Origin of the sequence: Arthrobacter sp. 131MFCol6.1, assembly GCF_000374925.1 — a bacterium.
Taxonomy (GTDB): Bacteria; Actinomycetota; Actinomycetes; order Actinomycetales; family Micrococcaceae; genus Arthrobacter.
This window is the reverse complement of the sequence record NZ_KB895541.1, coordinates 650,430-672,721: the sequence shown is the minus strand read 5'-3', so window position 1 is coordinate 672,721 and position 22,292 is coordinate 650,430. Positions and strand designations below refer to the sequence as shown.

Annotated in this window: 20 protein-coding genes; 8 read left to right on the top strand and 12 right to left on the bottom strand. The window is 68.0% G+C overall.

The window, feature by feature from the left end; all coding sequences use genetic code 11:
• The first annotated feature begins 47 nt into the window (after positions 1 to 47).
• From C566_RS0103240 to C566_RS0103230, 3 genes are all read left to right on the top strand, one after another.
• Positions 48 to 1,748, top strand: coding sequence for an amidohydrolase (locus tag C566_RS0103240; RefSeq protein WP_018772897.1), 1,701 nt, complete (start codon positions 48 to 50; stop codon positions 1,746 to 1,748).
• A gap of 470 nt (positions 1,749 to 2,218) precedes the next feature.
• Positions 2,219 to 2,953 carry a polyprenol monophosphomannose synthase gene (locus C566_RS0103235; protein WP_018772896.1) on the top strand — a complete coding sequence of 245 codons (735 nt, stop codon included), beginning with the start codon at positions 2,219 to 2,221 and terminating at the stop codon, positions 2,951 to 2,953.
• Between the two features lie 47 nt (positions 2,954 to 3,000).
• Positions 3,001 to 3,738: a VOC family protein gene (locus C566_RS0103230; RefSeq protein ID WP_018772895.1), complete on the top strand. Its 738-nt coding sequence runs from the start codon at positions 3,001 to 3,003 to the stop codon at positions 3,736 to 3,738.
• A gap of 135 nt (positions 3,739 to 3,873) precedes the next feature.
• Here C566_RS0103230 and C566_RS0103225 read toward each other — a convergent pair whose 3' ends face one another.
• The 4 genes from C566_RS0103225 to C566_RS0103210 form a co-directional block, all read right to left on the bottom strand.
• Positions 3,874 to 4,221 carry an RNA polymerase-binding protein RbpA gene (locus C566_RS0103225; RefSeq protein WP_026266329.1) on the bottom strand — a complete coding sequence of 116 codons (348 nt, stop codon included), beginning with the start codon at positions 4,219 to 4,221 and terminating at the stop codon, positions 3,874 to 3,876.
• A 421-nt stretch (positions 4,222 to 4,642) separates the two neighbouring features.
• Positions 4,643 to 5,599 carry an SPFH domain-containing protein gene (locus C566_RS0103220; protein WP_018772893.1) on the bottom strand — a complete coding sequence of 319 codons (957 nt, stop codon included), beginning with the start codon at positions 5,597 to 5,599 and terminating at the stop codon, positions 4,643 to 4,645.
• Between the two features lie 89 nt (positions 5,600 to 5,688).
• On the bottom strand, positions 5,689 to 6,150 hold the full coding sequence (locus C566_RS0103215) for an NfeD family protein (RefSeq protein WP_026266328.1): 462 nt from the start codon (positions 6,148 to 6,150) through the stop codon (positions 5,689 to 5,691).
• Between the two features lie 235 nt (positions 6,151 to 6,385).
• Positions 6,386 to 7,252: a methyltransferase domain-containing protein gene (locus C566_RS0103210; protein WP_018772891.1), complete on the bottom strand. Its 867-nt coding sequence runs from the start codon at positions 7,250 to 7,252 to the stop codon at positions 6,386 to 6,388.
• A gap of 139 nt (positions 7,253 to 7,391) precedes the next feature.
• Here C566_RS0103210 and C566_RS0103205 point away from each other — a divergent pair, with 139 nt between their 5' ends.
• A complete protein-coding gene (locus C566_RS0103205; protein ID WP_018772890.1) occupies positions 7,392 to 9,470 on the top strand; it encodes a S9 family peptidase in 2,079 nt (692 codons plus the stop codon).
• Here C566_RS0103205 and C566_RS0103200 read toward each other — a convergent pair.
• The 5 genes from C566_RS0103200 to C566_RS0103180 form a co-directional block, all read right to left on the bottom strand.
• The gene (locus tag C566_RS0103200) at positions 9,467 to 10,177 is read right to left on the bottom strand and encodes a peptide deformylase (protein WP_018772889.1); all 711 of its coding nucleotides are present in this window, start codon (positions 10,175 to 10,177) and stop codon (positions 9,467 to 9,469) included. The two genes, C566_RS0103205 and C566_RS0103200, sit on opposite strands and share 4 nt — an antisense overlap.
• Positions 10,178 to 10,186: 9 nt before the next feature.
• The gene (locus tag C566_RS0103195) at positions 10,187 to 11,194 is read right to left on the bottom strand and encodes a hypothetical protein (RefSeq protein WP_018772888.1); all 1,008 of its coding nucleotides are present in this window, start codon (positions 11,192 to 11,194) and stop codon (positions 10,187 to 10,189) included.
• A gap of 91 nt (positions 11,195 to 11,285) precedes the next feature.
• A complete protein-coding gene (locus C566_RS0103190; protein ID WP_018772887.1) occupies positions 11,286 to 12,464 on the bottom strand; it encodes an FAD-dependent oxidoreductase in 1,179 nt (392 codons plus the stop codon).
• On the bottom strand, positions 12,457 to 13,167 hold the full coding sequence (locus tag C566_RS20655; protein ID WP_081627238.1) for a class I SAM-dependent methyltransferase: 711 nt from the start codon (positions 13,165 to 13,167) through the stop codon (positions 12,457 to 12,459). Before C566_RS20655 ends, C566_RS0103190 begins: the two co-directional genes overlap by 8 nt.
• 62 nt (positions 13,168 to 13,229) lie before the next feature.
• Positions 13,230 to 14,471 (bottom strand): type III polyketide synthase, encoded by a 1,242-nt coding sequence (locus C566_RS0103180; protein WP_018772885.1) that lies wholly within the window; start codon positions 14,469 to 14,471, stop codon positions 13,230 to 13,232.
• A gap of 104 nt (positions 14,472 to 14,575) precedes the next feature.
• On the opposite strand from C566_RS0103180, the gene C566_RS0103175 reads away from it, so the two are divergent.
• The 4 genes from C566_RS0103175 to C566_RS0103160 all read left to right on the top strand — a co-directional run bounded on the left by C566_RS0103175 (position 14,576) and on the right by C566_RS0103160 (position 18,587).
• Positions 14,576 to 15,025 (top strand): helix-turn-helix transcriptional regulator, encoded by a 450-nt coding sequence (locus C566_RS0103175; protein WP_018772884.1) that lies wholly within the window; start codon positions 14,576 to 14,578, stop codon positions 15,023 to 15,025.
• Positions 15,022 to 15,441, top strand: coding sequence for a VOC family protein (locus C566_RS0103170; protein WP_018772883.1), 420 nt, complete (start codon positions 15,022 to 15,024; stop codon positions 15,439 to 15,441). The genes C566_RS0103175 and C566_RS0103170 overlap by 4 nt, the downstream gene beginning before the upstream one ends.
• A 108-nt stretch (positions 15,442 to 15,549) precedes the next feature.
• The gene (locus C566_RS0103165; protein WP_018772882.1) at positions 15,550 to 17,964 is read left to right on the top strand and encodes an ATP-binding cassette domain-containing protein; all 2,415 of its coding nucleotides are present in this window, start codon (positions 15,550 to 15,552) and stop codon (positions 17,962 to 17,964) included.
• Between the two features lie 35 nt (positions 17,965 to 17,999).
• On the top strand, positions 18,000 to 18,587 hold the full coding sequence (locus C566_RS0103160; protein WP_026266327.1) for a TetR/AcrR family transcriptional regulator: 588 nt from the start codon (positions 18,000 to 18,002) through the stop codon (positions 18,585 to 18,587).
• 58 nt (positions 18,588 to 18,645) lie between these two features.
• On the opposite strand, the gene C566_RS0103155 is transcribed toward C566_RS0103160, so the two are convergent.
• From C566_RS0103155 to C566_RS0103145, 3 genes are read right to left on the bottom strand one after another with little or no spacing between them, the layout of a single operon-like run.
• Positions 18,646 to 20,400, bottom strand: a complete 1,755-nt coding sequence (locus C566_RS0103155) for a CocE/NonD family hydrolase (protein WP_018772880.1) — start codon at positions 20,398 to 20,400, stop codon at positions 18,646 to 18,648.
• 18 nt (positions 20,401 to 20,418) lie between these two features.
• Entirely contained in the window at positions 20,419 to 21,360 is a 942-nt protein-coding gene (locus tag C566_RS0103150; RefSeq protein ID WP_018772879.1) for an MBL fold metallo-hydrolase, read from the bottom strand.
• Positions 21,357 to 22,289 (bottom strand): alpha/beta hydrolase, encoded by a 933-nt coding sequence (locus C566_RS0103145; RefSeq protein WP_018772878.1) that lies wholly within the window; start codon positions 22,287 to 22,289, stop codon positions 21,357 to 21,359. Before C566_RS0103145 ends, C566_RS0103150 begins: the two co-directional genes overlap by 4 nt.
• Between the last annotated feature and the right edge of the window lie 3 nt (positions 22,290 to 22,292).

The following is a 22,292-nucleotide window of genomic DNA, read 5'->3' as shown; positions in this document are numbered from 1 at the left end:
AACCGCCGGCGCTGGGCCGGCCACCAGTAACAAGGAGTTCCCGCCCCATGACCGATTCGCCGGCCGCCCCCGCCCCCCGCAATGTCACGCTGTACCGCAACGGCTCCGTCTACACGGCGGCTGATCCCTTTGCGACTGCGATGCTGGTCGACGGCGACACGGTCGCCTGGGTCGGTTCCGAACAGGCTGCCACGTCCATCGCGGACGCCTCTATGAAGGTGGTCGATCTGCAGGGCGCCCTCCTGGCCCCCGGCTTCGTCGACTCCCACGTCCACCTGACGGAAACCGGAATAGCCCTTGAGGGCCTGCAGCTGGCCGGGGTGCGTTCCGCCGCTGAACTGCTCGAGGCCGTTGCCGGCTTCGGCGTTTCCGCTTCCGCTTCCGCTTCCGCTTCCGGCGCGGACGGTACCGTCCTGGGCCACGGCTGGGATGAGACCACCTGGGCCGATCCCACTCTGCCCTCCCGGGACGAAATCGAACGCGCGGCCGGCGGCCGCCAGGTCTATCTCTCTCGCGTGGATGTCCACTCGGCCCTGGTATCGAACTCCCTGGCCGCGTCGGCCGGACTGGACGGGCTCGACGGCGGCGCCGGCAGCCAGGTCAAACGGGCGGCCCACACCGCCGCCCGCCTGGCGGCCCGCCGGCTGCCGGCCGACGCGCTGCGCGCCTACCAGCAGCGTGCCCTCGCCGAGGCCGCGGCCAACGGCTACGTGGCCGTCGCCGAGATGGCCGCGCCGCATATCGGAAGCATCGAGGACCTGCGGCTCGCGGCGGCCTGGAACAGCAACTCCGGCGGTGGCAAGAACGGGGCGAACGGCGTGGCAGTGCCGGAGATCCTGCCGTATTGGGGCGAGCTCGCCGCGTCCGCCGAACATGCCCAGACCATCCTGGACGGATTGGGCCTGCCCGTGCTGGGCCTGGCCGGCGACCTCAACATCGACGGCTCGATCGGCTCACGGACCGCCTTCATGCGGGAGGACTACACCGACGCGCCCGGAGAGCGCGGCAACCTGTACCTGTCCGTGGCCGAGGCCGCCGCCCACCTCGCCGCGTGCTCCCTCCTGGGGATCCAGGCGGGTTTCCACGTGATTGGCGACGCTGGCCTGGACGCGGCCCTCGACGCCCTCGACCTCGCCGCGGCTGAGGTGGGGGAGCAGCGCGTCCGCGCCGCGGGGCACCGGTTCGAGCACGTCGAGCTCGCGGATGCCGCCGCGATCAGCCGGCTGGCCCGCTATTCGGTCAGCGTCAGCGCGCAGCCGGTCTTCGACGCCCTCTGGGGTGGCGGGGACCGCCTCTACCAGCAGCGCCTCGGCTCCCGCCGGCTCGGAATGAATGCCTTTGGCAGCCTCTACGCGGCCGGTGTGCCGATCTGCTTCGGCAGCGACAGCCCGGTGACGCCGGTGCGGCCGTGGTCCAGTGTGCGCGCGTGCCTGCAGCACACCAATCCCGCCGAACAGATCTCCGCCCGCGCCGCGTTCCTTGGCCACACGCGGGCCGGCTGGCGGGCAGCCCGCTACCCCAACCCCATGGCCGGGCAACTGGTGCCGGGGGCTCCGGCCAGCTTTGCGGTCTGGGAGGTCGAGGAGCTCATGGTCCAGGTGGCCGACGGGCGCGTGCAGTCTTGGAGCACCGACCCGCGCGCCCGCACCCCGCTCTTGCCGGCGCTGGACACCGGCAGCGATCCGGCCTGCCTCCTGACGGTACGGGACGGCCGGGAACTCTATGCCAGCGGCGCCCTCGGCGCCTGAACACACGGCGCCTCATCCGGCCGGCCGCGCAGGGCCTCAACCGGCCCGTCATCCAGCCGGCGGAGCGGAAACATTGCCGCCCGCGACCTCGCCCTGAACTGCACCGACAGACAAAACGGCAGGTCACGGCTCGGTTGACAGATGTGGCCGCCCCCGTAGCATTGAGGGGCAACGGAGGGTTGCGTACAGCGCAGACTCCGGCAGTCCCCGGTCCATCCCAGGTTGCCGCACGCGCGGGAGCTTCACTTGGTCATGACCACGGGAACCCGAGGGGCGGGTCCACTTCGCAGCAGAAAACGGTTCCGGCGCCGCAATTCGCAGCCTGCCGTAACTGGCCCGAAGCGGGTGGACCTGCCCGGGTGGTCACACGGCCGCCTGGCGGGCTCGCAACTCCCTATAATGGGGAGTTGCGCCTGAAGAACGATTGACTTTCGGCGCACCGACCGCTCCCTTCAAGGAAAGGCCTCGCTGTGCGTGTCCTCACCATCATCCCGACCTATAACGAGCTGGAATCGTTGCCCAAGACCCTCGGACGCCTGCGCACAGCCGTGCCCGCCTCCGACGTGCTGGTTGTCGACGACAACAGCCCTGACGGCACGGGTCAGCTGGCGGACCGCATGGCCGCCGAAGACGGCCAGGTCCACGTCCTGCACCGCGCCGGAAAGGCCGGTCTGGGAGCGGCGTACATTGCGGGCTTCAAGTGGGGCCTGGAGGCCGGCTACGACATCCTCGTGGAGATGGACGCCGACGGCTCGCACCAGCCCGAGCAGCTGCCCCAGCTGATCGAGGCCGTGGAGCAGGGCGCGGACCTTGCCATGGGCTCCCGCTGGGTGCCCGGCGGCCGCGTGGTCAACTGGCCGCTCTACCGCCAGGCCATCAGCCGCGTCGGCAGCACCTACGCGCGGATCATGCTCGGAGTAAAGATCAAGGACGTCACCGGCGGCTTCCGCGCCTTCCGGCGGACCACGCTGGAGAAGCTGAACCTGGATGCGGTGGACTCCGTTGGCTATGGCTTCCAGGTGGATCTGGCCTGGCGCGTGGCCAAGCTCGGCCTGACCATCGTGGAACGGCCCATCACCTTCGTCGAGCGCGAGCTCGGCGCTTCGAAGATGAGCGGCAACATCGTCGTCGAAGCCATGATCAACGTCACCAAGTGGGGACTCACGGCGCGCTGGAACAAGCTTCGGGGCAAGCAGGAGGCCTAAGGCGTGTCTCCCGGATCGGGCATTTCCTGGGTATAGGGTCGGGCGGTATGGCGCTGCGACTTGTTCAGGTGAATTTCAAGGCCCGGGATGACTCAGCACTCGGCCGGTTTTGGGCCGAGGCACTCGGCTGGGGTGTTTCCAGCGAGGGGCCCGGTGTGACCAATGTTGAACCCCTGGGATTCGTCTGGCCGGACCCCGCCGCCGTCTGCATCGATGTTGTCACCGTCCCGGACCCCGAGACGGTGAGATACCGCGCGCGCCTCGATCTCGCCACCACCTCTGAGGCCCATCAGGCTCAGCTGGTCGCGCACCTGTTGGAACTCGGCGCGACGCCCGCGGACGCGGGCCAGGGTGCTGTGCCGTGGACGCTTCTGGCCGACCCGGAGGGCAACCTGTTCCGTGTGCTGGAGCCCCGCCCGATCTACCAGGACACCGGGCCGATCGCCGCGGTGGTGGTCAGCTGCGCAGACCCGCGGGCCATGGCCCGTTTCTGGGGTGATGCGATGGACTGGACCCTGCACGAGGTCACCGGCGATCATGCGAGGCTCCGTTCGGCCAAGGGTGTCGGGCCGTATCTGGAGTTCCTCCGCACGCCCGGCGGGAAGACCGTGTGGGGCCGTGTCCATCTCGACCTGAGGCCGTACCCGGGTGATGATCAAGAGGCGGAGGTGGCCCGGCTGCGGGCTCTGGGCGCCACCGACGCCGACGTCGGCCAGGGCGATGTGCCCTGGGTCTGCCTCGCCGACGCGGAGGGCAACGCGTTCTGCGTCCTCACCCCGGGCTGACGCCGACTCCCGGCTCCTCGGTGCGCGTCCAGGGGAGTGCAGCTCCAGAGGACGCAGGCGCCGGAACAGAACAAGGGCCGGGCCCGCATCGAAATGATGCGGGCCCGGCCCTTGCCGTAGCCGGTGCGCCGGGGGCTAGGCCGAGCGGCGTTCGCCGCGGCGTTCGCGCAGGATCGTGAGGCGATCTTCGAGGATCTGCTCAAGTTCGGGAAGCGAGCGGCGCTCCAGCAGCATGTCCCAGTGCGTGCGCACTGCCTTCTCGTTGCTGTTGACGGGGCGTTCGCCGTCCACCAGCAACGCCTCCTTGCCCGTCTTCGAAACCCATACCGGGGGGATTTCGGCTTCCGAGGAGAACGTCACGAACACCTGTTCGCCGTCCTCGCAACGGTATTCAACCCGCTGGCGCGGAGCCGGTTCGACGCCGGATTCGGTCTCCATGCTCTGTGCGCCAAGGCGCATACCCCGCAGGCTGCGATCGCTCATCTTTTCTCCCTCTATTCGGTTCGCAGGGTCTAGCCCTGCGGTGTCCGGGGACCGTCAGGCGCCGGACTTCTGGTTGCACCGCGTTGTACCGTACCTGGCCCGGTGTGGCCCGGCCAGATGACAGTCACCAGTGCACAAAACTGTTTGGAACGTCATTGGAATCAACGCTGTGCGGAGCGTTTTTGTTCCGGACGGCTGAACTGACCGGACAAATATTCAAGTATACGGGAGTGGTGCATGCGAGGTAAAGCGAGTAGCCCCGCGGCGCGGACTGCGTAACCTGTACCCGACTGGCCCGGACTTAAACTGGCAGGCCCCCGCAGCCGGGCCGAAACGGCCGGGCTGCGGGGGGCCAGGACGGACCTACCCGGTCCGCACGGTCACGCCGGCTGGATCCGGAAGATCCAGCGCGGGAGCAGGCTCAGGGCCGGTTCCCCTGGCCGTCGGCTGCCGCGGGCGGTGAGTACGGAGCAACGTCCGGCGTCGAGGCCGTCTGCTCCTGCACCGCCCCTGCACCCAGTACGCTGCCGATCCCTTTGAGCGCCTCGCCAACCTCACTGGGAATGATCCACAGCTTGTTCGAGGACCCCTCGGCAATCTTCGGGAGGGTCTGGAGGTACTGGTAGGCCAGCAGTTTCTGGTCCGGGTTGCCCTTGTGGATCGCGTCGAAGACCTTCTGGATGGCCTGCGCCTCGCCGTCGGCCCGCAGGATCGCCGCCTTCGCGTCGCCCTCGGCTTTCAGGATGGAGGACTGGCGCTGGCCTTCGGCGGTGAGGATTGCGGACTGCTTGGTGCCCTCGGCCGTCAGGATGGCGGCGCGGCGGTCACGTTCGGCCCGCATCTGCTTTTCCATCGAGTCCTGGATGGAGTGGGGCGGATCGATCGCCTTGAGCTCCACCCGGGAGACCCGGATGCCCCAGCGTCCGGTCGCTTCGTCCAGGACGCCGCGGAGCTGGCCGTTGATCTGGTCGCGCGAGGTCAGCGCTTCCTCCAGGTTGAGGCCGCCAACCACGTTGCGCAGGGTGGTGGTGGTCAGCTGTTCCACGGCCTGGATATAGTTGGCGATCTCGTAGGTGGCGGCCCGGGCGTCCGTGACCTGGAAATAGACGACGGTGTCGATCGAGACCACCAGGTTGTCCTCGGTGATGACGGGCTGCGGCGGGAAGGACACCACCTGCTCTCGCAGGTCGAGCAACGGCAGCAAGCGGTCCACAAACGGGATCAGCAGGGTAAGTCCGGGATTCAGGGTGCGTTGGTATTTGCCCAGCCGTTCAACGACGCCGGCCCGGGCCTGTGGAATGATCCGGACCGACCGGACCAGCACAATAATGACGAACACAATTAGTACCAGCAGCACAATTGCGACTGCGATATCCATACATCACCTATTCCCCAGTTGTTTTGTTTTAGTCTCGCACCGGCAGTTCCGACGCCGGCGGGACGGCAGTTCCCGCCTTGCGGTGTCCCTTATTGGATGGCGGATTCCGGTTGCGGGGCCACGATCGCGGTGGCCCCTTCGATGGCGCTGACCACAGCCTGTTGTCCGGGCGCCAGCACTCCCGATTCGGACCGTGCACTCCAGACATCCCCGCCAATCTTGACGAGCCCGCCGTTTTCGCTCACAGCCTCCATGACGACGGCGGATTCGCCGATCAGGCGTTCGATGTTGGTGCGCCGATCCGCCGGGCCATGGTGGAGATGCTTGAGGGCCACCGGCCGGACGAAGCCGATCATGAGCAGGGACACCACGCAGAAGGCGATAATCTGCAGCCACGGATCGGCACCGGCAAAGTCCGCCACCAGCCCGGCGAGGGCGCCGCCGCCGAGCATGATGAAGAACAGGTCGAGTGTGATCATCTCGACCACGGCAAACAGGAGAAAGAGCGTGAGCCACAACGCCCACCAATTCTCGATCAACCATTCAGACATCAATTCCCCCTTGAGTCCCGGGAACTGCAGGCACAGTTCCCCAGTACTGTGATTCCATCCTAAGCGGAAGGGCAATAGCTGGGACCGGCGGGCGGGAATTGATGATCAAAGTGGCCAAGTCGTTATTTCGCGGGTCGATTCCCCGCCCTGGTCTTCCGTGCCGGTCCCCTTCCCGGGGGGTAGTTTCAGGGCGTCCCGGATGGCACCCCGGCGATGCCGTGCCGCGGCGGACTGGTCAGCGGATGGGTTGAAAAACACTGATCCGGAAGCGGGCCGTGACAGCGGTCTGCTCCGGAAGCGCGGCCTCGAGGGCAGCGAGTGCGGCACGGTCCAGGTGGTGGCCGGCCGGTCCCATGTAGGCCAGGTTGGCGACGTCGCGCGGACCGAGGTCCAAAACCAGGTCCAGATCAGTTGCCTCGACGGGCGTGAAGTGCTGGCCCAGCGACGCGGCGAGCCGCTCGTCTTTGGCCGGCTCGATCCCCAGCATCCCGGCCGGGCCGGCAACCTCCGCCAGGTGGCCGGGCCGCGGCGTGACCACGACCAGGCGGCCGCCGGGGCGGAGCACCCGGGCGAACTCAGGCGGGTTGCGCGGCGCAAAGACCACAGTGACGACGTCGACGGCGTTCTCCGCCACCGGCAACGGCTGCCAGACATCCCCGACCACGTTCAAAGCCTCGGGGTTCAGCCTGGCTGCACGGCGCAGCGCGAACTTGGAAATGTCCAGGCCGATTGCCGCGGCCGGAACGCTGCCAGCGGCCCGGTCCAGCACGGCCCTGAGGTAGTGGCCAGTACCTGTTCCGGCGTCGAGCACGAGGGGCCGGCCGGCGGGGGTTTCCCGGAGCGCCGGTGTGGCGAGCCCGGCAACGGCATCGGCCAGCGGCTGGTAGTGCCCTGCAGAGAGGAAATCGAAGCGGGCCGCCACCATATCTGCGCTGTCGGCTTCAAAAACAGTCCCCTTGCCGACCAGGAAGTTGAAGTAGCCCTGCCTGGCCGCGTCAAAGCTGTGGCCGGCGCCGCACACAAGAGTGCGGGCGCCGCCGGTGAACCGGAGGCCATTGCGGCACACCGGGCACAAGAGGGGAAGATCGGCGGCGGCAGGCATAGCTTTCATCCTATGCGCCGATCCGGGGCCCGCCGCGCGGCGCGGGCGCGGCGGACAGGGCACCCCGCGGCATGCCGCGCCGCACCGGCGCAACGTGAGGTGTTTCACAGCGGCCGCGCCACGGGCTAGGCTCGCACTCGTGAAATCTGAACATCTTCCGCTGCTCAATTCCGTGTCCGCCCCGGCCGTGCACCCCGACGGTTCCCGCGCGGTGGTTTCCGTGATCCGCCCGGACTTCGATGCCGATGCCTACGTGGGCCAGCTGTGGACCGTGCCCCTGGGTCCGGATGGCCCGGACTTCAACAACCCGGACTTCAACAGCCCGGACCAGAAGCCGCGCCGGCTGACCCGCGGCTTCCGCGACACGGCACCGGACTTTTCACCTGACGGCCGGGCCCTTGGGTTCCTGCGTGCAGCAGCCGGCGGAAAGCCGCAGCTGTTCGTGGTGGAAGCCGCCGGCGGCGAACCCCAGCTGTTGACGGCGGCCCCGCTGGGGGTCAGCTCCTTCACGTGGTCGCCTGATTCCACGAGCATTGTCTTCAGCGCCAGGACGCCCGATGAGGGCCGGTACGGCAGCGTCGACGGCGTGGGTGCGGGCAGCGAGGACGCCCGGCTGATCACGGATTTCCAGTACCGGATGAACGGTCTTGGCTACACCGCCGACAAGCCGTTGCAGCTGTTCATCCTCGAAGTGCCGCAGCTTGGCGCCGAGCCGAAGGTGGCCCCGGCCGGACGCGCCCTGAAGGCCCTCGGCAGCGCGGCCGAGCCCGCGGAGAATGCAGCCGGGCTGCTGCCGGCCGCCAAACAACTCACCACCGCTGCAGCGGACCACAACGGGGCCAGCTTCAGCGCCGACGGCGGCACCATCTACTTCACCGCGGCCCTGCACGACGGGCGGGACACGGACCTTGTCAGCGGAATCTACGCGATTCCCGCCGCCGGGGGGCAGCCTCAGGCCGTGCTGCCGGCCAATACCGGACGGCAGAGCATCGGCGCCGTGCGCCAATCCGCGGATGGGCAGTGGCTGTTCTTCCTCGCCCAGGAGCTCGGCGCATCCGGCCGGGACTTCGTGGCCAGGAACACCGCCCTCTACGCGATGCCTGCCGCCGGGGGAGAAGCCACGGCGCTCAGCGATGCCGAGACGCTGGACCTGTCCGGCGGCAGCTGGATCGAGCTGCGCGGCGGTGCGGGGGCCCTGGTGCTGAACAATGCGCGGGGAACCGTGGAGCTGCACGAGTTCCTCGCGACGGGCGGCCACACCGTCCTCCTGGAAGGCAACCGGGTGGTGACCGGCGCCGCGGAAGGCGGCGGGCGGCTCGTGGCGAGTTTCAGCGATTCGACCACGGCCGGTGATCTGGCCGTGCTCGAGGGCGCGCAGGTGCGCCGCCTGACGGACTTCTCCGCCCAGCTGCGGAGCGTGGCGGGGATCAGTGAGCCGCAGGAACTGACCTTGCCCTCGGCCGACGGGTATCCGGTCCATGGCTGGCTCGTGAAGCCGGCGGGCCCGGGCCCGCACCCGGTGTTGCTGAACATCCACGGCGGCCCTTTTGCCCAGTTCAGCGGGGCGTTGTTCGACGAAGCGCAGGTTTATGCGGGGGCCGGTTACGCCGTGCTCATGTGCAATCCGCGGGGTTCGGCCGGCTACGGCCAGGAACACGGCCGGTCCATCAAGGAACGAATGGGAACGGTGGACATGCAGGACGTCCTCGCGTTCCTTGACGGGGCAGTGGAGAAGTTCGAGGATCTGGACGCCGCCAATGTGGGCATCATGGGCGGATCCTACGGTGGCTATCTGACGGCATGGACCATCAGCCACGACCACCGTTTCCGTGCGGCCATAGTCGAGCGTGGTTTCCTGGACCCCGTGAGCTTCACGGGTTCTTCCGACATCGGCTGGTTCTTCGGCGGCGAATACACCGGCCCGTCGGCGGAGCAAATGGCGGCCCAGAGTCCCATGGCGCGCGTGGAGCACGTCCGGACGCCGTCGCTGGTGATTCACAGCGAGGAGGACCTCAGGTGTCCCGTGGAACAGGGGCAGCGGTACTTCACCGCCCTGAAGCAGCAGGGTGTCGAGACCGGATTCCTGGTCTTCCCGGGCGAGAACCATGAGCTGTCCCGATCCGGCACGCCGCACCACCGGAAGCAGCGGTTCGATGAAATTCTGAAGTGGTGGGCCCGCTACCTGCCGTCCGCAACGAATCCGGCACCGCAGCCCTAGTCTGCAGCCCTAGTCTGCAGCCCCAGTCTGCAGCCCTCGACCTCGGCCGGGTCCGGCAGGAACCCGAGTTCCTGCCGGGCGAGGCTGATGTCCGGTTGGGCCCAGCGGGCGGAGTACTCGGCATTGTTGCTGATGGAGCGCAGCTCGGCCCGGTCAAGGAAGAGGATCCCGTGCAGGTGGTCGGTTTCATGCTGGACAATCCGGGCTTGCCAGCCGGAGAAAGTCTCTTGGAGTTTCGTGCCGTCCGGCGCGGTGAAGTCGAGCTGGACTGATTCCGGCCGCACCACGGCCGCCTGCAGGCCTCCGATGGAGAGGCAGCCTTCGTAGAACGCCGCGGACTTCGCGCCCAAGGGACGATAGCTCGGGTTCAGCATGGCAAAGAACGGCAGCGGCTCCCGCCCGCGGACGGCAGCGACGTCGGGATCGACGTCGAACTGGTCCTCCAGGACGGCGAGCTGCAGCGGAATCCCCAGCTGCGGGGCCGCCAGGCCCACACCCGGGGCCTTGTGCATCACGCTGCGCATGAGGTCGATGAGGTGACCGAGTTCGGCGTCAGTCAACTGGCCATCGTACGGCGCCGCTACGTGCCGGAGCACCGGATGTCCGGCCTGGATAATCGGCGGAAGGATGCCGGCGCTCAGGATCTCCTGGACAGTCTCGCTTATCCGGGCGGCGCTGAAGTCGGTGGGCCTGGCGTCAAAGGGCATGCCCCCAGACTACTGGCGCCCGCACGCCTTTGTAACAAAGTCGTAAATGCGGCCGCGAAGCTGGTTGCCGGCGTCGATCTTCAAAATTCCCTCGCGGCCCGCAACCCTGACCTGCAGCGGCAGGAGCGTGCCCACCTTGTCTTCGGCCACTGCATGGGGATCGCAGCGGGAGGGCCTGATGCCGAGGCGTACTTCGGCCGGGGCCCCGCCGGCGCGGACCGTCACCGACCGGGGCCACGGGGCTTGTCCGGCCTCCGCCAGCAGGGTGGTTTCCTCGATCCGGTCAATCACCAGTTCACCGGCGCCTCCGGCGGCGCGCGGTTGCAGCAGCAGACGCACGACGGCGGTCCGGCCGTCCGCGGCGACCTCAAGGTCCTGGGCCAGCGCGATCGTGGCGACGGCCGACGCTTCCCGGGCCAGGCACAGCTCCGAATTGTTCCGTGCCAGGACGCCGAAACGGTCTGCCGCCGGGGCCATGGCCGGGACCGGCACGGCTCCTTCCGGTGTGGCCAGCCGCAGGGATACACGGGCGTCTCCCGCAGCCCCGGAGGTGGCTCCTGCCGCGGCTTCGGGCCCGGCTCCAGGCCCCGTTTCAGGCGCCGCCGGGCTCCCGCAATTCGGGGCGGGCAGCGGTGCCGGCAGGCTCTTGGGCTGTCCGGGCGGAAGCTCGATCCCGCCGGTTCGGGCGGGCCAGGTGATTGGGGCGGCGAAGAGAGGGCTGGTCAGTTCCGCGCCGAGGACCGTCAGGGCGTGGCCGGTGGTGTTCGTGAGCTGGATTTCGATGATCTGCTTGCTGTAGTTGTCACGGAACTGGCTGATTTCCGCGGTCACAGGGCCTGTGGAGATCGAGGTCGCCGACGCCGTCGCGGTTGCCGGGGACGCGGTGCCGCCGACCGTACCGGCGCTGCATGACGCCGCCGTGCCCAGCAGCACCGTGGCAGCCGCTACCCGCAACCCCCAACAGGATGCGGCGCCGCGCGTCACGGGAAGTCCGCGCGTCACGGGAAGTCCGTCCATGCGCACAGTCTATTCCGAGGCAAACCCGTCACACGGTGGCGTCACACTGGCCGCGGCAGGAGGGGCTTTGGATCGCAGGCGCCGGCGCTGCCTACTGCATCGTGAAACGGCGGGCGATCAGGGAATTCACCGCAGGAACCGCGGCCACGCCTGCGATGCCACGGTTCCGCAGCGCCAAGAGACGGTCCGTGAGGGGCCGGCCCAGGGCCATGTTGATTTCGGCCTGGCGTGCCGCCCTGGCAGCCGCCCTCAACCGGGTACGTTCAAAGGTCTTCAGGGCGCCTCCTACCTCCTGGCCGCGCACGGCCGCCGACACGATCGGTGCCAGCGCGGCCGCATCCAGCCAGCCCAGGTTCATGCCCTGCCCGCCGATGGGGCTTACCTCGTGGGCCGCGTCCCCGATCATCACTACCCGTCCGGCCACCATCCGGCGGGCCAGGCGCGTGCGGACGCCGAAGCGGCTGAGCATGCTGTTGGTCCCGGCGTCGATGTCGAGCCCCGTCCGCTCGCGCACGCAGCGCATGAGCCACCGCGCGTCCGCGCTGGGATGGCCGGCTGATGGTCCGCCGGTTGCAGGTCCGCCGGCCGTGGCGTCGCCGGCGCCCAGCCGGACCACCCAGCGGCGGAGCCGGCCAGGCAAGGGGAACGACTCCACGATGCCGGCGCCGGAGAGGAAAAGTGCGGCGTCAGGACCGAACCCGGTCCCGTCCGCAAAGTCACCCATGAGGTAGCTGTCCGGGTACTCTTTCACGCGCAGGTCGATGCCCTGCAAGGCCCGCACGGTGGAGCGCACGCCGTCGGCGGCGATGACCAGCGGCGCCGAATAGCGCAAGGTGCCACTTCCGGAGTCGGCTTCCACGCTGACCCGGCCTCCGTCGTCGGAGAGCCGGGTGAGGCGGACGCCGCGGTGCAGGGCGCCGTCGCCGAGCTCGTTGACCCGCCGTTCCAGGTGCGCCTCAGTCCGGGCCTGGGGCAGGGACAGGACGAAGGGAAAGCGGTCCGAGACGCCGGCAAAGGACATCCGGGCGAGGCACTTTCCGCCGGCCAGGGCCATGCCGCGGCGGATCTGGACCCCCTCGGCAATCAGGTCCCCGGCAACGCCGGCTCCTGCGAGCGCGGCCAGCGCCGGCGGATGGATGCCGATGGCACGCGACTGCGGTTCCGGTGCGCTCCGCTGTTCCAGGACCTGCGCCTCCACGCCGTCCTGCAGCAGCAGCGCGGCCATGAACAGTCCCACCGGGCCGGCACCGATGATCAGCACGTCAGCCACTGGCAGCGGACCTGTCCGGGTGGCCGCCGTCGGGAGTGCCGTGCAGCAGCAGGTTGCGGAAGGGGGCGTGGCGGGCAGCCGTCCAGCCCGGGGGAGCGGCGGCGGCCAGCTCCGCGGCGGTGTAGCTTCGCCGGATCGAGGTCAGCCCGTCCCGGCGGATGTAGGAGCCGGTGAGCACCCAGGAGCCGGCGAAGAACAGCGCGTAGGCGGCGGGGCTGCGGCGAATGTCGTTGTGGACCACGGTGCCACGGGACAACTGGGCCGACTCGGCCAAGAACGCTTGCAGCCCGTCAAGGTGGTGCAGGACATGGTTGGACACCACGAGGTCGTACCGGGTGCCCTCTTCGAGCAGCTCCGCGCTGGCCGCCTGGCGGAACGTCACGTCCGCCGTCGCGTGGCGGGCGCGGGCGAACAGGATCGCCCGCGGATCCGGGTCAATGGCGGTGACCTCCAGACGCAGTCCGTCCCGGGCCGCCCAGCGGGCCAGCAGCACGGCAACGTCGCCCCCGCCGCACCCGATATCCAGCAGGGACGTGGCGGAGGCAGTAGACAGCCGGGGCCGGATCCGGGACCGATAGATGCCGCGCCAGCCGGCGACGGCACGGTTGACGAGCGCAAACTGGGCATACGTGCGCTCCAGGCGGCCGGGGTCGCAGCCCGGCAAGTCCATTTCCTCGACGGCGTCTGACGCGCGGTCCCGCAGGAGGGCGGCCCGAAGGTGTTCCGGGCCCTGCTTCGCGCTGAACGGTTTCAGCGTGGCCGCTTTCAGACCCGCACCGCTACTGACGGCGCTGATTCCGCCGGTTCCGCTGATTGCGCCGCTGGCTCCTGCCGCGGAACCGCGCCGGGCCGCGGGGCAGCCAGCCGGGTAAAGAGCGCCGTCTCAACCGTCAGGCCCGGGCCGAAGGCCATGGAGCAGATCCGTTCCGCGCCGGGGCCGGCGTCGTCTGCGGCGTCGTCCGCTGCCGGCAGCTCGAGGATGTGCTTGAGGACGAACAGGACGGTGGCGCTGCTCATGTTGCCGAAGTTCCGGAGGGTTTCGCGGGCCGGGACCAGCTGCTCGTCGCTGAGCTCCAGCCTGGACTGGACCTTGTCCAGAATGCTCCGGCCGCCCGGGTGGATGCCCCAGTGCTGGATCTCCCGGTAGGTGAGCCCCTGCAGCGAGCTGTCGCGGGACAGGAGCGGTTCGAGCGCGCCGATGATGTGGTCATCGATGATGTGCGGGACATAGTTGCCCAGCACCATCTCGAAGCCCTCGTCGCCGATGTTCCAGGCCATCGAGTCCTCCCCGACGGGCGTCAGGACGGTTTCGAAGTGGTCCAGCCGCAGCAGGGCAGGTTCGCCCGGGATGTCCCGCGCGGTGATGATGGCCGCCGCGGCGCCGTCGGCGAACAAGGCCGATCCCATGATGGTGTCCGGATCATTGGAGGTCCGGACGTGAAGGGAGCAGAGTTCGGCGCAGACCACCAGCACCGTCGCATCCGGATCCGCCTCGCAGAAGGACTTCGCGGCCCGCAGCGCCGGGAAGGCTGCATAGCAGCCCATGAAGCCGAGGTGGTACCGCTGGACGGCCGGGTTGAGGCCGAGGGCACGGACAATCTTGTAGTCCGGGCCGGGATTGAAGAATCCGGTGCAGGAGACCGTGATCAGGTGGGTGATGTCCGGCGCATCGACACCCGGACAGGCCTCCAGGGCTTTTTGGGCGGCCTCAATGAAGAGCTTGGTCGCTTCCGTGGCGAAAATGCCGTTGCGGATTTTGGTGCTGGGGCTGAGCACCAAGCCGGTGGCGGGGTCGAAGAACTGGGGGTTTTCCGCCTGGCTGTCCGCCGTGAGTTCCTCCACCGCCGTGTGCCGGGTGTCGATGGCTGCGGAGTCAAAGCACGTGTTGACCAGCCGGGATCCGAGCCGGGTGAGGCCCGGCTGGGCGGCGAACACGGCCCTGGCCTCGGGCTGGACCAGGATGGTTGGCGGAACTGCAGTTTCCAGTGACCTCAGGTAGACCGTCATGGTTCATTCTCAGTGAGCCCGCCGCCAAAGACAATGGAATGGCCGGAGATTCGGGGACACCTCCGGGCTGGACAACCTCGGCCAGACGTAGCACGATCGCACATGTGACCAGCAAACCGGACCGGGCGCAGCACTTGCGCGACCTCGCGCGGTTGCGCCGCGTCCGTGACCGAATGGACCGGGAGTACGCACAGCCGCTGGATGTCGAGGCCCTCGCCCGCGGCGCCCACATGTCCGCCGGGCACCTCAGCCGCGAGTTCCGGCTGGCGTACGGCGAGTCGCCATACAGCTATCTCATGACGCGGCGCATCGAACGCGCGATGGCCCTGCTGCGACGCGGCGACCTGAGCGTCACCGAGGTCTGCTTCACGGTCGGTTGCTCGTCGCTGGGCACCTTCAGCACCCGTTTCACCGAACTGGTTGGCGTGCCGCCCAGCGTCTACCGGCGCGAGGCAGCCCGTGCAACCGCAGGGATGCCCTCCTGTGTCGCGAAACAGGTCACCAGACCGGTCAGGAATCGAGAAGTGCCGGCCACCGAACCGCAACTAGCATGATTTTCATGGACATCAACATTCACGCGAGTTTCCTCCCACACAACGATCCCGACGCCGCCTTGGCCTTCTATCGGGACACCCTCGGCTTCGAGGTCCGCAACGACGTCGGCTACGGCGGGATGCGTTGGATCACGGTCGGCCCGACCGGCCAGCCGGGCACATCAATCGTCCTGGAGCCGCCGGCCGCCGATCCCGGCGTCACGGAAGAAGAGCGCCGCACCATCGACGAAATGATGGCCAAGGGCACCTATGCGCGCATTCTCCTGGCCACCAAAGACGTCGATGCCACCTTCGAGCGGCTGCAGGCCAACGGCGCCGAGGTGGTCCAGGAACCGACAGAGCAGGCTTACGGGGTGCGCGACTGTGCCTTCCGCGATCCGGCGGGGAACCTGATCCGCATCCAGCAGCCGCTCTGAGCTGTCCGCCGGCCGGGACCGCCGTACCAGCTGCCAGCTGGTTAGATAGAGCCAGTCGACGACGACGGGGACCGTTTGGGGCTGCCCCGCCTTACAGATGGAGACACGATGAGCATTGCCACGAGCACGGACGCACAGTCGCCTGCGCTGCATGAAGCGGACAGCCACGATCTGATCCGCGTGCAGGGGGCACGAGAGAACAACCTCAAGGACATCAGCGTCGAGATCCCGAAGCGCCGCTTGACGGTGTTCACCGGCGTGTCCGGCTCCGGCAAGAGTTCGCTGGTGTTCGCCACCATCGCGGCTGAGTCGCAGCGGATGATCAACGAGACCTACAGCGCGTTTGTGCAGGGCTTCATGCCCAACCTGGCGCGGCCCGAGGTGGACCACCTCGAGGGGCTGACCACGGCGATCATCGTTGACCAGGAACGGATGGGCGCCAACCCCAGGTCCACGGTCGGTACCGCCACCGACGCGAACGCCATGCTCCGGATCCTCTTCAGCCGCCTGGGCGTGCCGCGCATCGGGCCACCGACCGCCTTCTCCTTCAACGTCCCGACGCGCAAGGCGAGCGGGGTGATGAGTACCGAGAAAGCCGGCGGCCGGGTCGAGCGAAGCGTGGTGCGCGATGTGGTCTATCTGGGCGGCATGTGTGCGCGCTGCGAGGGCATGGGCTCGGTGTCCGACTTCGACCTCACAGCGTTGTACGACGACAGCAAGTCCCTCAGTGAGGGTGCGCTGACGATTCCCGGCTACAGCATGGACGGCTGGTACGGCCGGATCTTCAGCGGCGCCGGCTTCGACATGGACAAGCCGATCGCGAAGTTCACCAAGAAGGAAATGCACGACCTCCTCTACAAGGAGCCCACCAAGATCAAGGTCGAGGGCATCAATCTGACCTACGAGGGCGTGATCCCGAAGATCCAGAAGTCGATGCTGTCCAAGGACGTCGACGCCATGCAGCCGCATATCCGGGCCTTCGTGGAGCGCGCCATCACGTTCCAGACCTGCCCCGAGTGCGACGGCACCCGGCTGAGCCCGGAGGCCAGGTCCGCGAAGATCCACGGCAAGAACATCGCCGACCTGTGCGAGATGCAGATCAGCGACCTCGCCGCATGGATCCGCGAGCTCGACGAGCCTTCGGTCGCACCCCTGCTGAAAGGCCTGCAGCATCTGCTCGACTCGTTCGCCGAAATCGGGCTGGGTTACCTCTCGCTGGCCCGCCCGGCGGGCACCCTGTCCGGCGGAGAGGCGCAGCGCACCAAGATGATCCGGCACCTGGGCTCGTCCCTCACAGACATCACCTACGTCTTTGATGAGCCGACGATCGGCCTGCACCCGCATGACATCGAGCGGATGAACCAACTGTTGCTACAGCTGCGGGACAAGGGCAACACCGTGCTCGTCGTCGAGCACAAGCCGGAGACCATCGCCATCGCCGACCACGTCATTGACCTTGGCCCCGGCGCGGGCACCGAGGGCGGCAACGTGTGCTTCGAGGGAACCGTGGAGGGCCTGCGGACCAGTGACACCATCACCGGCCGCCACCTCGATGACCGGGCCAAGGTCAAGGAATCGGTGCGAAAGCCCTCAGGCGCGATGGAGGTGCGGGGTGCGTCGACGCACAACCTCAAGGACGTCGACGTCGACGTTCCGCTCGGCGTGCTGTGCGTGGTCACGGGGGTCGCGGGTTCGGGCAAGAGCTCGCTGATCCAGGGCTCGGTGGCCGGCCGCGACGGAGTGGTGGTGATCGACCAGGGAGCCATCAAGGGATCCCGGCGCAGCAACCCTGCGACCTACACGGGCCTTCTCGAACCGATCCGCAGGGCGTTCGCCAAGGCCAACGGCGTCAAGCCGGCGCTGTTCAGCTCCAACTCAGAAGGTGCCTGCCCGACCTGCAACGGCGCGGGCGTCATCTTCACCGAACTCGGCGTTATGGCCACCGTCGAGTCCACCTGCGAGGACTGCGAGGGCAGGAGGTTCCAGGCGTCAGTCCTGGAATACAGGCTGGGCGGGCGCAACATCGCCGAAGTGCTGGCAATGTCGATGACCGAGGCCGAGGATTTCTTCGGTGCAGGCGAGGCGAAGACACCGGCGGCGCACAAAATCCTCGACCGGCTCGTCGACGTGGGGCTCGGCTACCTCACCCTCGGCCAGCCGCTCACCACGCTGTCCGGTGGCGAGCGGCAGCGCGTCAAGCTCGCCACCCAAATGGCGGAGAAGGGCGATGTCTACGTCCTCGACGAGCCCACCACCGGCCTGCACCTCGCCGACGTCCAGAACCTGCTGGGCCTCCTCGACCGCCTTGTGGACTCCGGCAAATCGGTCATCGTCATCGAGCACCACCAGGCGGTCATGGCGCACGCCGACTGGATCATCGACCTCGGTCCCGGCGCAGGGCACGACGGCGGCCGGATCGTCTTCGAGGGTACGCCCGGCAGCCTCGTCGCCGCCCGCTCCACCCTCACCGGCGAGCATCTGGCAGCCTACGTCGGTTCAGTGCCTGAACACAGCATCAAGTGAACGAGTGTGGTGAGGCAGGGGACTAATCTGGGGACGTGGCAAGCATTCGAGACGCTCAAAGGCAGATGACCCGCCGGCTTTTTCTCGACAAAGGGCTGCAGCTTTTCGAGGAGAAGGGGTTCGCCGCCACCACAGTGGATGACATTTCCGCTGCCGTGGGCACCACCAGGGCAACCTTCTATGCGCATTTTCCGTCCAAAGCCCAGCTCATGCGTTCGCTCGTCGAGCGGTCCAACGAGATGCAGACCGAGGCCGATGTTCCGCCGCTGCGATCGGTGGTGGAGTCCGGGGACCGCGAGCTGATCAGGGTCTGGCTGGCCCGGAAATTTGACCAGTGGGCCGACATCCGCCCGTATGTGGTGGCGGCGCACCAGGCCGCGGCCAGCGAACCGGATATCCAGGCGGCCTTGGATCAGTGGTTCGATACGGCGATCGATGACATGCAGGCGGGCCTCGACGGCGCCGGGCGTTTTGACCCGCCCAGCCGCCGCGTCCGGTGCGCGCTGGCCTTCGGTGAGCTGGAGTTCTTTTCGCGGCGCTGGATGCGGCTCGGTTGGACCGTGGACCGCGACACTTCACTGGATCTGATGGTCGAGAACTGGTGCTTCCTGCTGGCTGAGTGAGCCGGCAACGCCAGGGCGCAGTCTGTTGGCTGCGCCCTGGCGTACAGGTGCCACGGCATCAGTGCGCTTGGTCTTCGGCCGGCTGGCCCTCCGCCGGCTGGCGGGAGGTGAACGGCAGGACCAGCCTGGAGTGGTGGGCGGCGTCGCGGTAGATCTTGTGGGTGACGGGCCGGCCCACCGGCAGGTGGAAGGCATCCGGCGGCAGCAGCGAATTGTGCTCGTCGGCGAGCGGCTCGCCGTTCGACAGCTCCACGGTCAGCTTGTGACCTGGCCTGAACGTGTTCGCGAACGGGTAGAGGCGCAGCACGTACTCCTCGATCGTTCCCGGTTCCACCGGAACGGTCCGGGTGTGCGGGTGGTACGGGTTGCCCTCGGTGGTCCGCTCGTCGAGCTCGCGGTGTGAGGCCTTGAGGTAGCCGCTGGTGATCAGCTGGCGCTTGCCGTTGGGGGCGTAGTCCCACAGGCGCAGGATGAAGTTGGTGTCCGGCTGGTCGATCTCCGCGAAGATGTGTGCGGCACCGGTGCCGATCAGCTCCGTGTCCTCCTCGAACGGCTCCGTGGACCAGCTCAGGATCTCCACCTTGTCCGTCACCGTCAGCGGAGCCTGGTAGAACCCGTCCGGGGCGGCGTACTCGGCCCCCATCAGCTCTGGCTCGGTCGACAGCTTGTGGCGCGGGCGCAGATACAGGGACGTGTATTCGATGTCCTTCGGCGGCCACGCCTCCGCGGTCACCACCTCGCGGGAGCCCTCCACGAAGACACTCACGGCCGGCTCGTCCATGACGCCGTTGTCGATGCCCTTGATCCAGTAGTCGTACCACCGGAACATCTTGTCGTGCTCCTCGATGAAGGGGCGCGACTGCATCGGCGGGTAGGGGCCGATGTCCAGCTTCTTCGGGCCCTTCAGCTCGTTGAACAGCTCGATGGTGCCGTCCAGGGTCCAGCCGCGGCCCTGGTCCAGCTGCAGCCACACCGGGATGTCGATGTTCGGGGCCAGCGTGATGGGGTTGCGCTCCTCGTACCAGTCCCCGTCGAGCTCGTTCATCACGATGTCGAACCAGGCCTCGTGGTTCTTCGGATAGTTGAGGACGTGGACCAGGTTCGGCCACGCGGCGACGTCGGGATCCGCAAGGCGCTGGGCGACAAGCTGCTTCAGCTCCCCGGGGGAGTACTTCTCGATCATGCGGGACTTGACGCCGTCGGTGAATGCCCAGCCGGAGTCACCGCCGCGGCCCTCGCGGGCGGCCCGCGGCATGAACCACATGATGCCGCCGTGGTAGGTGGTCTCGTAGAAGTCGTAGTGGCCGCCGCTGACGAAGATCGCCTTCAGGTGGGGCGGCCGCTCGGCCGCCGCCAGCACCTGCATGGAGCCGAAATAGGAGATCCCGACCATGCCGACATTGCCGTCGCACCAGGGCTGCTCGGCCACCCACTCGATGAAGTCGTAGGCATCCTGGCCCAGCGAGACACCGCCGGCGTTGTAGTTGCCGATGTGCTCGCCGCCGGAGTGGCCGGAGCCGCGGAGGTCGCCGATGACGTGGACGTAGTCCTCTTTGACGATGCGGGCAATGTCGCCGGCCTCGATGCAGCCGTCCCACATGGGGCTGGGGCGCCGCTGCGGCGGAGTGGTGAGCGCCAGTGCCTGCAGTTCCTTGCCGTAGGGGCTCAGCGCCACCAGCGCCGGACGCGGCCTGTCATCAACGCCCTGGTAGGCGTCCGCGGCGAGCTCGACGCCGTCCCGCATGGGGACCCGGAGGTCCTTGCGGACGGCGATCTTCTGCCCACCGGCGTCGATTGTCTGATACTCATTCATGATTGCGAGACTCCTCAGTTAAGACGTCTGGTTGAACTGCGTGAGATGGCCGTGCATCGTGGTGAAGAACGGGGACGGCTCCAGTGTGGGATCCCCCGTGTAGCCGAGCTCTTCGGCCACCGGCGCGAAGGGGGAGTACACCGAATCGGACTCCCGCAGCCCCGCGTGAAAGTACCGGCGGACGGCGTCGTCGATCCTGGCCTCGAGGTCCAGGCTGCCCTGCAGGGCATTCCGGGCCGCCTCACGGTCCAGTTCAACGCCGAACGGCACGCCGTCCGCGTTCCGGTACGGGTGTCCTAGGTACAGGTGCTGCGGCCGGACCTCGTCGCGCAGGTACCGGAGGCTCGAGCGGTACGCGGCCGGATCCTCGTAGCCGGGGAAGCCGTTGGCCGCCCCGTGGATCTGCACGGCGTCGCCGACGAAGACCGACTGCTGGCCGTCGATGACGTACGCGACGGACCCTGCCGTGTGGCCGGGGATGTGGTGGACCGAGACGGTGACGTCCCCGCCCAGGGCGAGGGTCTCGCCGCCCCGAACCAGCATGGTCGGCTCCATTTCGCCGGAGATGACACAGTTGGCTGCTTGTGTCTGCTCCTCAACGGCATCCGGATTGTCGATGTACTGCTGGCGCACGTCCACGTACTGGTCAACGTGCGCGCGCCGGGAGCGCAGCAGAGGTGCGTCGGCCTCGTGGATCACGACCCTCGCGCGCCGTCCGGTGAGCTCCCACAGGGCGCGCGCACCGCCCAGATGATCGATGTGGCCGTGGGTCAGCAGGATCCAGCGGACGTCCTCGATCCGGCGGCCGATCGCCTCCAATGCCGGCACCATCCCTTCGGCGGGCGAAGACGCGATCCCAGTGTCGACGATGGCGGGCTCGGGAGCGTCGATGAAGAAGCTGTAGAGTCCGAACCGGCCCCACGGCGAGACCAGGGGATGGACAGCGACTGGTTCCGTCATTGCCCGGCCCTCGCGTTCAGGAAATCGCCTGTCTCCTCGAAGGCCCGGTAGAACTCCGGGATCCAGGAGAAATGCTGGACAAAGCCGTGGTTGGCCCCCGCGTAGCGGCTGACCGAAGCGGCGACGCCGGCCTCCGCCAGTCGCTGGCCGTAGCGTTCGCCCTCATCGCGCAGGGGATCGTACTCGGCGGTGATGATGAGGGCCGCGGGCAGGCCGGCGAGGTCATCGCGCTTGATGGGCGAGACGAGTGGGTCCGCCGGGTCCGCACCGTTCTCAAGGTAGAAGGAGTTGAACGGTTTGAGGCCAGCCGTCTCCAGGCCGTATCCTTCGGCGTTCTCCCGCAGTGAGGGGTAACGGTCGACGTCGAAGTCCAGGTCCAGGGACGGGTAGAAGAGGACCTGGTGCGTGATCCGGTCAAACCCGTCGTCGTGGGCTTTCGCGGCGACGGCGGCCGCGAAGTTGCCGCCCGAACTGTCGCCGGCGATGGCGAGGTTCTTCCCGTCCCAGCCCAGGCGCGTACCCTGCTCGGCGGCCCAACGGACCACCCCGTAGCAGTCGTCGAGGCCGGCAGGGAAAGCAGCCTCGGGCGCCAGGCGGTAGCCCACCGAGATGACCTTGTGGCCGGTCTCCTTGGCCAGGGCCCGCGCGACATGGTCGTGGGTGTCCAGATTGCCCAGGAAGAACGCCCCGCCGTGGAGGTACACCAGAAGCCCATACGCGTCAGCCTCGGCCGGCGTATAGATCCGTACGGGCACCTCGCCCGACGGCGTCACCGCAGTGGCGTCCTCGACAGAGTACAGCGCCAGGCGCTCCTCCAGTGGGGAAACCTGCGCGGCCTCGCCGGCGCGCATGGCCTCGGGGTTCAGCGGTGAACCGTCGGGCGCCGGCAGGGTGCTGAGGATCTTGGCAATTTCGGGATGGATGGTCATGGG